Genomic DNA, 11511 nt, shown 5'->3' with positions numbered 1-11511 from the left:
GATCCCGGGGAGACCGCGACGGGTCTTCAGGCAGGGCCGGCCTTGTAGCCCACCCCGCGGACCGTCACCACGATCTCCGGGTGCTCGGGATCCTTCTCGATCTTCGCCCGGAGCCGCTGGACGTGCACGTTGACCAGGCGGGTGTCGGCCGCGTGGCGGTAGCCCCACACCTGCTCCAGCAGGACCTCACGGGTGAAGACCTGGCGCGGCTTGCGGGCCAGCGCGACGAGCAGGTCGAACTCCAGCGGCGTGAGGTTTATCGTCTCCTCGCCGCGCTTGACCGAGTGGCCCGCCACGTCGATGGTGATGTCACCGATCTGCAGGATCTCCGGCGTCGGCTCGTCGGTGCGGCGCAGCCGGGCGCGGACCCGGGCCACCAGCTCCTTGGGCTTGAACGGCTTGACGATGTAGTCGTCGGCCCCGGACTCCAGGCCGAGCACCACGTCGATGGTGTCGCTCTTGGCCGTCAGCATGACGATCGGCACGCCGGACTCGGCGCGGATGCGACGGCAGACGTCGATGCCGTCGGCCCCCGGCAGCATCAGATCGAGCAGGACGAGATCCGGCCGGGTGTCACGGAACGCGTCGAGCGCCTTGTCGCCGTCGGAAACGAAGGAGGGCTCGAAGCCCTCTCCCCGTAGGACGATGCCGAGCATCTCGGCGAGAGCGGCGTCGTCGTCGACGACCAGCACGCGTCCTTTCATGGCCCCTCATTCGTTACGCCGTCTGGGAGTTTTGGGGTGAATGCACGGTTACCGAAGATTACCCTTGCCTGACCAGTGGGTGGCACAGGCACTGACGTCAAGCATTCGGAAGGCGAATTTTAGGCCCACGCACGGCAAAGCCATGGCCCAGCCCCCGTGTCACCCCCTCCGTTCCCGGCCACCCCGGACGCCAAGCGGAGGTGGTGACATTCCCAGTCTGGAGTAAAGAACCCGGTCTCGGCCATCCCTGCGGGGTCCCGGTTGCCCGCGATCCGGCCGATCCGGCGGCCGGAAACCGGGATCCGTCGTCCCGCCCATCACAATCGGCACCCACGACATGCCAGGATTGGGATATGTCAGACGGTCACGGTCCCGCTCCCGACACCCCCTCCGGCTGGGCGGCCCACCAGCCCCCGCCCTACCAGGGAGCCCCGGGATCGCCGTGGACCGCGCCCGGGCCGCCGCCCGCCTCCCACCCCGGACCCGTCCAGAACGGCTCCGCGCCGTACGGCGGGCCGCCCCACCCCGGCGGGCCGTACGTCCCCGGCCCGGGACCCCAGGCGCCGTACGGCCCGGGACCGCAGCCGCCGTACGGCCACCGCCCGCCGCCGCCCGCGCTGCGGCCCGGGATCATCCCGCTGCGCCCGCTCGGCCTCGGCGACATCCTCGACGGCGCGATCAGGCTGATCCGCTCCAACCCCAAGACCGTCCTGGGCCTTTCGGCGATCGCCGCGGTGCTCGGCGCGATCCCCACCGCGATCGGCCAGGCGGTCATCTTCGGCCAGGTCGGCGCGGCCGTGAACGACCCCTCCGCGCTGGACGGCGTCGGGGAGACCGGCTTCCTCGGCCAGTACGGCGACGTACTGGTCTCCTCCGCCGTGGAGTTCGTCGTGGTGACGCTGCTCACCGGCGTGCTGACCCGGATCCTGGGCCGGGCCGTCTTCGGCGGCCGGACGACCGCGGGCGAGGCGTGGCGGATGTCCCGCGGCCGCATGCCCGCGCTGTTCGGGCTGGTGGCGCTCAACGCGCTGCTCCTGCTCGTTCCGGTGGTCGCGATCGCGGTGGTGGTCGTGGCGCTGGCGGGCGCCGGGGCCGGCCCCGGGACGGCGGTCGCGGCGGGGGCGCTGGCGGTGCTCGGCTACATCGCCTACGCCGCGTTCATCTCCACCCGCCTGGCGCTCGCCGCGCCCGCCGCGGTGCTGGAGCGGCGCGGGGTCCTCGACTCCATGCGCAGGTCCTGGCGGCTGGTGAACGGCGGCTTCTGGCGGACCCTCGGCATCCTGATCCTCACCAGGATCATCACCTTCCTGATCACCTTCGTGGTCGCCGTCCCCTTCACCTTCGCCGCCGCCCTCATCAGCGTCGGAGGTCAGGGTTCGACCGGCGCGCAGATCGCCACGGCGGTCCTGATCGCGGTCGGCGGCACCGTCGGCGCGATGATCACCTATCCGTTCCTGGCCGGGGTCAACGGCCTGCTCTACGCCGACCGGCGGATGCGTTCGGAGGCGTTCGACCTCGTGCTGCAGACCGCCGCGATCGAACAGCGGCGCCAGGGCTGGGTCCACGCGTCGGCCGACGACCTGTGGCTGCCGTCCGCCACGCCCGGCGCGCCGGGCCCGTACCCGCAGGCCGGGCAGGGAGCTTCGTGGCCCCACTCCTGACCTTCCCGACCCTCGCGGGCCTCGGCGCACCGGTCGACGTCGGCCGTGACGAGGCCCGCCGCGAGGCGGCCCGCGAGCTGCTCCGGGCCGGGTACGCCAGGGAGTCGGTGTTCGACCGCGCCGTCCGGGCGGTGAACCAGTTCATCGGCGACCTCACCGACCAGGACTCCCTCGGGACCGTGGGGAGCGTGACCGTCCGGGTGGTGCTCGTCGCCCTCGTGGTCGCCGCGGTCGTCGCGCTGACCGTGGTCGCGCGGCGGACGGCCGGGGGCCGCGCCGCCCGCCGCGAGGAGGTCTTCGGCGACGGCCGGCGCACCGCGGCCGAGCACCGCGCCGCCGCCGAACGGCTGGCCGCCGAGGGCGCCTGGGCCGAGGCGGTCCGCGAGCGGCTGCGGGCCGTCGCCCGCGACCTGGAGGACCGCGCGATCGTCGATCCCGTCCCGGGCCGCACCGCCGCCGAACTGGCCGCCGAGGCCGGCCGCGCGCTGCCCGGCCTGGCCGCCGGGCTCGCCGCCGCGGCCCGGATCTTCGACGACGTGACGTACGGCGAGGCCCCGGGCACCGCCGGGGCGTACGAGACACTGCGCGACCTCGACGAGCGGCTCCGCGCGGCGCGCCCGGCGGACGCGGCCCCCGCCCCGGCGCACCCGGCCGGCGGCGCGGGCGCGTGGGGAGGACCCCGATGAACCCCGCAGGCACCGCTGACACCGCGGACACCGCAGGCGCCGGGCACGCGGGGACGAACCCGGCGGGCCCCGTGAACTCCGTGGGCCCTGTGGACTCCGTGGGCACCGCGGGTCTCGCCGCCGCCCCCGGAACCGGCTCGACGTCCGTCTCCCCCACCGCCGCGAGCCTGTGGCGCGGCGGCCGGGGCGTGCTGCTGGTCGCCCTCATCGTGGTGGCCGCCGCCGTCGCCGGCGTGCTCCTCGGCGGCACCGGCGGCCAGGACCGGCGGCTCGACCCCGACGACACCTCGCTGTCCGGCGCCGGGGCGCTCGCCCGGCTGCTGGAGGGCCGCGGCGTGCGGATCACGCGGGTCACCTCGGCCGCCGAGGCGCGGGCCGCCGCGACCGCCGACAGCACGCTGCTGGTCACCGACGCCTTCCCGCTCACCGCCGGGGACGCCTCACGACTGGCCGGGACGCCGGGTGACCTGCTGCTCGTCGGCGGCGACCGGCGGCTGAGGACGCTCGCCCCGGCCTGCGCGCCACCGGGGAGGCCCGGACGCGCTCGCGCGAGCCCCGCTGCGCGCTGCCGGCCGCGGCCGCCGCGGGCAGCGTCCACCTGGGCGGGACGACCTTCGCCGTCCCCCGGGGCGGGACGGGCTGCTACCCCGCCGGGGACGACCCGACGATGGTCGGCTACCGCGACGGCGACCGGACGATCACCGCGGTGGGCGACGGCGACTTCATGACCAACCTGCGCCTGGCCGAGGACGGCAACGCCGCGCTGGCGATGAACCTCGCCGGCGCCAGGCCCACGCTCGTCTGGCTGGTCCCTCCCCCTCCCGGGGAGGCGGTGGCGGAAACCGGCGAGCAGGGCATCTACGATCTCGTCCCGCCGGGGGTCAAATGGGCCGTGGCGCAGCTCGCGCTGGCGGTCGTGCTGCTGGCGCTCTGGCGGGGCCGGCGGCTCGGCCCGGTGGTGGCCGAACGCCTGCCCGTGGTGGTGCGGGCCGCCGAGACCGCCGAGGGCAGGGCCAGGCTGTACCGGGCCAGGCGGGCCCGCGACCGCGCCGCCGCCGCCCTGCGCGAGGGCTTCGCCGACCGGGTCGTCCCCCGGCTCGGGCTGCCGTCGGCGGCCGGGCCGGACGCCAGGGTGAGCGCGCTCGCCGAGCGGACCGGGCAGGCCGCGCCGCAGGTGGCGTCCGCCCTGTACGGCCCGCCGCCGGCCGACGACGCCGGGCTGGTCGCCCTGGCCGCATATCTGGACATGTTGGAGAGGCAGGTCAGAGATTCGTGAACGTGTGTGACGAGCGGCCCACCGGAGCGAACGGCGGCGCGGACGCCGCCCGGGAGGCGCTGGGGGCGCTGCGCACCGAGGTCGCCAAGGGCGTCGTCGGCCAGGACGCCGTGGTCACCGGGCTGGTGATCGCCCTGCTGTGCCGGGGACACGTGCTGCTCGAAGGCGTGCCCGGGGTCGCCAAGACCCTGCTCGTACGGACCCTCTCGGCGGCGCTGTCGCTGGATTTCAAGCGGGTGCAGTTCACCCCCGACCTGATGCCCGGCGACGTCACCGGCTCCCTGGTCTACGACGCGAAGACCTCGGAGTTCGAGTTCCGGCCCGGACCGGTCTTCACCAACCTGCTGCTCGCCGACGAGATCAACCGCACCCCGCCCAAGACGCAGGCGGCGCTGCTGGAGGCGATGGAGGAACGGCAGGTCAGCGTGGACGGCGTGCCGCGACGGCTGCCCGATCCGTTCATCGTGGCCGCCACCCAGAACCCGGTGGAGTACGAGGGCACCTACCAGCTCCCCGAGGCGCAGCTCGACCGGTTCATGCTCAAGCTGACCGTGCCGCTGCCCTCCCGCGAGCAGGAGGTAGCCGTGCTGGAGCGGCACGCCCTCGGCTTCGACCCGCGTGACCTGTCCCACATCAGGCCGGTGGCGACCGCCGCCGACCTGGAGGCCGGGCGCGCCGCGGTCCGCCAGGTGCACGCCGGGCCCGAAGTGCTCGGCTACATCGTGGACATCGCCCGGGCCACCCGGCAGTCGCCGTCGCTGCAGCTCGGCGTCTCGCCGCGCGGCGCCACCGCGCTGCTGGCCGGCGCCCGCGCCTGGGCCTGGCTGTCCGGCCGCGCCTACGTGACCCCGGACGACGTCAAGGCGCTGGCCCGGCCGGCGCTGCGGCACCGCGTCCAGCTCCGCCCCGAGGCCGAACTGGAGGGCGCGTCCGCCGACGGCCTGATCGACGCCGTCCTCGCCGCCGTCCCCGTCCCCCGCTGAGCGATCCGATGGCACTGACGGGACGGGCCGCCCTGCTGGCCCTGCTGGGCACGCTGGTCGTGCTGTTCGCGCCGCGGCCGGGACCGGCCGTGGCCGGGGTGGCGCTGCTACTGGCCGCGCTGGTCGCGGTGGACCTGCTGCTGGCCGGGGGCGTGCGCCCGCTGCGGTTCACCCGCTCCGGCGACCGCCTGGTACGGCTCGGCGAGACCGCCACGGTCGACCTGATCGTGGAGAACCCCGGCCGCCGGCGGGTCCGGGGCCTGCTGCGGGACGCCTGGCCGCCCTCGGCCGGAGCCGCCCCCGGCGCTTCGCGCTGGACGTCCCGGCCGGGGAGCGCCGCCGCCTCACGCTGACGCTCACCCCGGTGCGCCGGGGCGACCGGGAGGCCGCCGCCGTCACGGTGCGGTCGCTGGGCCCACTGGGCATCGCGGCCCGCCAGGGCTCGCACCGGGTGCCGTGGTCGGTGCGGGTGCTGCCGCCGTTCCTCAGCCGCAAGCACCTGCCCGCCAAGCTGACCAGGCTCAGGGAGCTGGAGGGCGCGCACCCGTCGATGGTCAGGGGCCAGGGCACCGAGTTCGACTCGCTGCGCGAGTACGTGCCCGGCGACGACGTGCGGTCGATCGATTGGCGGGCCACCGCCCGCCGCTCCGACGTCGTGGTCCGCACCTGGCGGCCCGAACGCGACCGGCGGGTGCTGATCGTCCTGGACACCGGGCGCACCTCGGCCGGCCGGGTCGGCACCGCCCCGGTCCCGCTCGCCGGCCGGGAGGACCGCTCCTCCGCGGGCCGGGGAGCCGGGCTCGGCGGGCCTTCGGGTGTGCTTCCCGGCGGCCTTTCGGGCGGGCTTCCCGGCGGGCGGGGCGGCGCGGAGACCGCGCCGGGCTGGCCCCGGCTCGACTGGTCGATGGACGCGGCGCTGCTGCTGGCCGCGCTGGCCGCCCGGGCCGGCGACCGGGTGGACTTCATGGCCCACGACCGGTCGGTGCGCGCCTGGGTGTCCGGGGCAGGCCGTACCGAGCTGCTGTCGTCGCTGGTCAACGCGATGGCGCCGATCGAGGCCGAACTGGTCGAGGCCGACGCGGCCGACATGGTCGCGGCCGTCCTGGCCCGCGCCAGGCGGCGCTGCCTGGTCGTCCTGCTGACCGATCTCAATGCCGCGTCGCTGGAGGAGGGGTTGCTGCCCGTACTCCCCCAGCTGTCCTCCCGGCACCTGGTGCTGCTGGCGGCCGCGTCCGACCCGCAGGTGGCGGCGATGGCCGCCGGGCGCGGCACCCCCGAGCTGGTGTACGACGCGGCGGCGGCGGAGCGCCAGGGCGCCGACCGGCGCCGGATCACCGCCCGGCTGCGCCGCCAGGGCGTCGAGGTCGTCGACGCCGCCCCCGAGCAGCTCGCCCCCGCCCTCGCCGACGCCTACCTCGCCCTCAAGGCCGCCGGCCGCCTCTGACCCCCGCCCCGCCGGAACAGGTGACGCGAAACGCCGGACATCCCCGGATCATCACGGATAGCTTTTGGCCATGACCTTTAGTGACGGATCGGTGGCCGGTTGTCACACCCGCTGGGCGCGGCCGCGGCCACAGGCCGACGATCTCGAACGCCTCATGATCCGGGAGGCACTGGCCTTCGGCAAGGCCCTGTACGACCGGCGTAACGCACTGGGACTCAGTGTCGCCGAACTCGCCGAGCGTACGGACATGACCGAGGACGAGATCGAGTGCATCGAGGAGGGCGGAACCGCTCCGACGGTCACCCTGCTTCGGCGTCTGGCCGGGGCGCTCCCGGCGCGGCCTCGCCGCCCCGGGGTGTGTTCGATTCGGCAAGACCCCTCCGGTACGGAGCCTCCTAGACTTGGGACGGAACAACAGCGGAGGGGACATCGATGACAGCGCAGCCACATGAGGTAGGCGCGGATGCGCCTCTCCCCGAGAAGAACCTGCGTTCGATCCGCGCCGCCCTGGCCCTGCCACAGGACCGCGCCGCCTTCGACTCGGGTCTGCGGCTCGCCTTGGACGAGGTACGGGTCAGCCTTGACCTGGGGAAACTCACGGAGTTCGTGCACACCTGGTGGCTGATCGCCTGTGACTCGATCCGCGACCGGGCGGGCCGCGAGGAGATGTACGAACGCGCCGCCCACGCGCGGGCCCTGGCAGAGCAGGGCCGCCCGCTTCCCCGGGGCAACCGGTCCTGGCGGGAGATACTGGCCGAGCGCGGGACCGACACGTAGGTGTACACCATCACACCGCCCGATCCGCTCTCCGAAGAACAGATCGCAGCGCTGCCGACCGAAGCCGTCCGTTACCTCGCTGAGGTGTTCGCCCTTCTGGAGACCGCCCCATGGACCGGCAGGCCGGCGAACCCCGCCAGCCCCGACGGGAACATGCGGATCATCTCGTTCGGAGAAGGCGGTCTGGTGACCTATCTGGTCCTGGAGCCGCAGCGGGAGATATACATCCTCCGCGTGCAGTGGGTATGACAGGCAAGCCGTTTCCAAACCTGCCACGGGTGTCCCACGTGCGGTCCTTCGTACTCCGGTTCGGTGTCAGCCGGAGGTGGGGGTGACGTCGGGGGCGCGTTCCAGGTCGCCGGTCTCGCCCGCGCGGAGGGCGCGGCGGCCGAAGTAGATCACGTAGGTGAGGAAGGCCGCCTCGGCGACGACCCCGATGCCGATCCGCGCCCAGGTGGGCAGGGGCGAGGGGGTGACGAGCCCCTCGATGAGCCCCGAGACCAGCAGCACCGCGACCAGCGCGAGGGCCACGCTCATGACGGCCCTGCCCTGCTCGGCGAGGGCCTCGCCGCGCCTGCGGGGGCCGGGGTCGATGACCGTCCAGCCCAGGCGCATGCCGACGGCCGCGGCGAGGAACACCGCGGTCAGCTCCAGCAGGCCGTGCGGGGTGATCAGGCCGAAGAAGATGTCGAGCTTGCCGCGGGAGGCCATCAGCCCGGCGGAGACCGCGACGTTCAGCGCGTTCTGCCACAGCACGTACGGGATCGGCAGGCCGAGCAGCACGGCCATGATGATGACCTGCATCGAGACCCAGGCGTTGTTGACCCAGACCTGTCCGGCGAAGGAGGCCGCGGGGTGCTCGGAGTAGTAGTCGGCGAAGTCGTGGTCGACGAGCCGGGTGATCTCCTCCGGGGTGCCGATCGCGGCCTGCACGGCCGGGTCTCCCGCCACCCAGACCGCGACGACCGCCGAGACCAGGAGGAACGCGGCGGTGGTGCCGAGCCACCACCACCGGGCGCGATAGGCGACCACCGGGAACGAGACGGTGAAGAACCGGACGAACTCCCGCCAGGCGGGGGCGTGCGCGCCGGTCACCGCCGAGCGGGCCCGGGCGACCAGCGACGACAGGTGGCTCACCAGGATCGGGTCGGTGGGGCCGGAACGCACGATGGAGAGATGGGTGGCGGTCCGCTGGTAGAGCTCCACGAGTTCGTCGATCTCGGCGCCGTCCAGTGACCTGCGCCTCCGGACCAGGTGTTCCAGACGGTCCCAGGAGGGGCGGTGCGCGGTGACGAACGCGTCGATGTCCACCCGGAAAGCGTATCCACCTTCCGCGCGGCCGGGACTTCCGTGCGGCCCGTCCGAATCCGGCTCGGGACGGGCCACAGGACCGCACGGGCCACAGGACCGCATAGACCGCACGGACCGCCGGCTCCGCGGTTCAGTCGCTCAGCGCCTCAGCCGCTCGGTCGCTCAGCGGTTCAGCGGTTCAGCGGTTCAGCGGTTCAGTGGTTCAAGCGGTTCAGTGGTTCAAGCGGTTCAGTGGTTCAAGCGGTTCAGTGGTTCAAGCGGTTCAGAACGCGACGCCGCAGCGCAGGATCACGTTGGCGTACGGCCGTGCCTCGCCGGTCCGCACCACCAGCCGGGCGGAGCGGGACAGCTCCTTGAGCCGCTCGTGCGGGACATGGGCCAGGGCGGGCAGCCGTTCGCCGAGCAGCGCGTGGCACGCTGGGTTGGCCGCCCGGACCTCCTCGGCCGCGACGGCGCCCTCCACGACCAGCTCGGCGAGGAGGCCGTCCAGCACGTCGGCGAAGGCCGGGACCCCCGGCAGGAAGGCGAGGTCGACGACCTCCACCCCGGGCGGCAGCGGCATCCCGGCGTCGCAGACGAGCACCTCGTCGGTGTGGCCGAGACGGGCGAGCGCGCCGGACAGGGCCGCGTTGAGGATTCCCGCGCGCTTCACGGCGACCCCACTCTCACGGCGACTCCATCCTCACGGCGGTTCCGGACCCGCGACGATTCCGGGCTCACGGCGGCTCCACCCTCACGGCCGTTCCGGGCCCGCGGTGTCTCCGGGCTCACAGCGACTCCAGGTCCCCGATCCGGGGGTAGGAGCTCTGCGCGCCGTGCCGGCGCACGGACGCGGCACCCACCCGGACCGCGAACGAGGTGGCGGCGACCAGGTGGTCACCCTGCGACAGGCGCCAGGCCAGCGCCCCGGTGAACGCGTCGCCGGCGCCGGTGGTGTCCACGGGCTCCACCCTCGGGCTCGGCACCGCGGTGACGTCATCGCCCTCGGCGACGATCGCGCCGTCGGCGCCGAGGGTGAGGACCACCGAGCGGGGGCCGAGCGACAGCAGTTCCCGTGCCTGCCGTCCGGGGGTGTCGTGGCTGCCGAGGAGCAGCGCGGCCTCGTGCTGGTTGACGATGAGCGGGTCGCACGCCTCCAGCAGCTCGTCCGGCACCACCGCCGGCGGCGAGAGGTTGAAGACCACCCGGCCCGCGACCCGCGCCGCCGCCACCACCGTGGCCAGCGGGCTCTCCAACTGCAGGCAGACGACCGGCGCCGCGGACAGCAGGCGTTCGGCGGCGGCGATGTCGTCCTCGGTCAGCCGCCCGTTGGCGCCGGGCGAGACGATGATGCTGTTGTCGCCGTCGGAGCCCACGGAGATCAACGCGACCCCGCTCGGGCCGGGCGTCTCGATGAGGTGGCCGAGGTCCACACCGTCGATGCGCAGCGCCTCGCGCAGGAACTCGCCGTGGCTGTCGGAGCCGACCCGGCCGAGGATGGCGACCCGGGCGCCGAGCCGGGCCGCGGCGACGGCCTGGTTGGCGCCCTTGCCACCGGGGTGGGTGACGAGCTCCGAGCCGATCACGGTCTCGCCCGGCGCGGGCCGCCGGGCGACGCGGACCACCAGGTCGGCGTTGACCGACCCCACGACCACCACGTCGTACGGCGACGCCGGCCGGCCGGGGCCCGCCCCCGGCCGGGGAGATCCGGTGATGCGGTCGCTCATCACGAGCCCGCGAACTCTGCGACGTTGTCCTTGTTCACGATCTTCACGGGCACGGCGACCGTGGCCTCCACCTTCTCGCCCTTGGCGGCCTTGACGGCGCCCTGGACGGCCTGCTGGCCGAGGAGGGCCGGCTGCTGGGCGACGGTGGCGCTCAGCGTGCCGTCCTGGACGGCCTTGAGACCGTCGGGGGTGCCGTCGAAGCCGATGACCTTGACCTCCTTGCCCGCCTTGGCGCCCAGCGCCTTGACGGCGCCGAGGGCCATCTCGTCGTTCTGGGCGAACACGCCGGTGATGCCGGGGTTGGACTGCAGGAGGTTGGTCATGACGTCCAGGCCCTTGGTCCGGTCGAAGTCGGCCGGCTGCTGGGCGATCACCTGGATGTTCGGGAACGCCTTGATGCCCTCGGTGAAGCCCTGGCCCCGGTCGCGGGCCGCGGAGGTGCCGGGCACGCCCTGCAGGACGACGACCTTGCCCTTCTCGCCCATCTCCTTGGCCAGTTCCTGCGCGGCGAGCCGGCCGCCCTCGACGTTGTCGGAGGCCACGGTCTGCGCGACGGTGCCGCCGTTGACGCCGCGGTCGGCGGCGATCACCGGGATCTTGGAACGTTCCGCGGCCTTGACCGCGGGCCCGGCGGCGTCGGAGTCGACCGGGTTGATGACGATCGCCTTCATGTTCTGGCCGGCGAAGTTCTGGATCTGGTTGACCTGCTGGGAGGCGTCGTTCTGGGCGTCGGTGACGGTCAGCGCGACGCCCTCCTTCTTCGCCTCCTCCTCGGCGCCCTTGCGGAGCTGGACGAAGTAGGGGTTGTTGAGGGTGGAGACCGACATGCCGATCTTGATGTCCCCGCCCGACGCCCCCGAGCCGCCGGCGGAGGAGCCGTCCGAGCCACCCGAGCCGCAGGCCGTGAGACCCAGGGCGAGCGCGGCTCCGGCCGCGGCGATGCTGATGGTGCGCTTGATCATG

Annotated in this window: 13 protein-coding genes and 1 pseudogene; 9 read left to right on the top strand and 5 right to left on the bottom strand. The window is 74.1% G+C overall.

The features are described from left to right. Window positions 1–26: 26 nt before the first annotated feature. Window positions 27–704 (bottom strand): MtrAB system response regulator MtrA, encoded by a 678-nt coding sequence (gene mtrA, locus ACQP10_RS06560; RefSeq protein ID WP_030509347.1) that lies wholly within the window; start codon window positions 702–704, stop codon window positions 27–29. Between the two features lie 353 nt (window positions 705–1057). Here mtrA and ACQP10_RS06555 point away from each other — a divergent pair, with 353 nt between their 5' ends. The 9 genes and pseudogenes from ACQP10_RS06555 (at window position 1058) to ACQP10_RS06515 (ending at window position 7780) form a co-directional block, all read left to right on the top strand. Continuing rightward, complete coding sequence (locus tag ACQP10_RS06555; RefSeq protein ID WP_346021912.1) at window positions 1058–2365, top strand: glycerophosphoryl diester phosphodiesterase membrane domain-containing protein; 1308 nt, start codon at window positions 1058–1060, stop codon at window positions 2363–2365. Continuing rightward, a complete protein-coding gene (locus tag ACQP10_RS06550) occupies window positions 2350–3051 on the top strand; it encodes a DUF4129 domain-containing protein (protein WP_346021911.1) in 702 nt (233 codons plus the stop codon). Before ACQP10_RS06555 ends, ACQP10_RS06550 begins: the two co-directional genes overlap by 16 nt. Then, a pseudogene (locus ACQP10_RS06545) lies at window positions 3048–4327 on the top strand (DUF4350 domain-containing protein). Before ACQP10_RS06550 ends, ACQP10_RS06545 begins: the two are co-directional and overlap by 4 nt. 2 nt (window positions 4328–4329) lie before the next feature. Next, a complete protein-coding gene (locus ACQP10_RS06540; protein ID WP_346022136.1) occupies window positions 4330–5310 on the top strand; it encodes an AAA family ATPase in 981 nt (326 codons plus the stop codon). An 8-nt stretch (window positions 5311–5318) separates the two neighbouring features. Next, window positions 5319–5663, top strand: coding sequence for a hypothetical protein (locus ACQP10_RS06535; protein ID WP_433541046.1), 345 nt, complete (start codon window positions 5319–5321; stop codon window positions 5661–5663). 11 nt (window positions 5664–5674) lie between these two features. Further along, window positions 5675–6754, top strand: a complete 1080-nt coding sequence (locus ACQP10_RS06530) for a DUF58 domain-containing protein (protein WP_433541045.1) — start codon at window positions 5675–5677, stop codon at window positions 6752–6754. Between the two features lie 70 nt (window positions 6755–6824). Further along, window positions 6825–7190 carry a helix-turn-helix domain-containing protein gene (locus ACQP10_RS06525; RefSeq protein WP_346021909.1) on the top strand — a complete coding sequence of 122 codons (366 nt, stop codon included), beginning with the start codon at window positions 6825–6827 and terminating at the stop codon, window positions 7188–7190. Next, the gene (locus ACQP10_RS06520; RefSeq protein ID WP_346021908.1) at window positions 7187–7531 is read left to right on the top strand and encodes a DUF6247 family protein; all 345 of its coding nucleotides are present in this window, start codon (window positions 7187–7189) and stop codon (window positions 7529–7531) included. The genes ACQP10_RS06525 and ACQP10_RS06520 overlap by 4 nt, the downstream gene beginning before the upstream one ends. Further along, window positions 7532–7780 (top strand): hypothetical protein, encoded by a 249-nt coding sequence (locus ACQP10_RS06515; RefSeq protein ID WP_346021907.1) that lies wholly within the window; start codon window positions 7532–7534, stop codon window positions 7778–7780. It begins immediately after the preceding gene. Window positions 7781–7846: 66 nt separating this feature from the next. Here the strand turns inward: ACQP10_RS06515 and ACQP10_RS06510 are convergent, their stop codons facing one another. The 4 genes from ACQP10_RS06510 to ACQP10_RS06495 all read right to left on the bottom strand — a co-directional run bounded on the left by ACQP10_RS06510 (window position 7847) and on the right by ACQP10_RS06495 (window position 11510). Next, on the bottom strand, window positions 7847–8842 hold the full coding sequence (locus ACQP10_RS06510; protein WP_179819424.1) for a stage II sporulation protein M: 996 nt from the start codon (window positions 8840–8842) through the stop codon (window positions 7847–7849). Between the two features lie 262 nt (window positions 8843–9104). After that, window positions 9105–9494 (bottom strand): D-ribose pyranase, encoded by a 390-nt coding sequence (gene rbsD / locus ACQP10_RS06505; protein ID WP_179819425.1) that lies wholly within the window; start codon window positions 9492–9494, stop codon window positions 9105–9107. 115 nt (window positions 9495–9609) lie between these two features. Next, the gene (locus ACQP10_RS06500; protein WP_346021906.1) at window positions 9610–10548 is read right to left on the bottom strand and encodes a ribokinase; all 939 of its coding nucleotides are present in this window, start codon (window positions 10546–10548) and stop codon (window positions 9610–9612) included. After that, window positions 10548–11510, bottom strand: a complete 963-nt coding sequence (locus ACQP10_RS06495; protein WP_281395031.1) for a D-ribose ABC transporter substrate-binding protein — start codon at window positions 11508–11510, stop codon at window positions 10548–10550. The genes ACQP10_RS06500 and ACQP10_RS06495 overlap by 1 nt, the downstream gene beginning before the upstream one ends. Window position 11511 lies beyond the last annotated feature (1 nt).

The organism is Streptosporangium sandarakinum, assembly GCF_050942225.1.
GTDB classification, from domain to species: Bacteria; Actinomycetota; Actinomycetes; order Streptosporangiales; family Streptosporangiaceae; genus Streptosporangium; species Streptosporangium nondiastaticum.
This window is presented reverse-complemented; position numbering and strand designations above follow the sequence as displayed.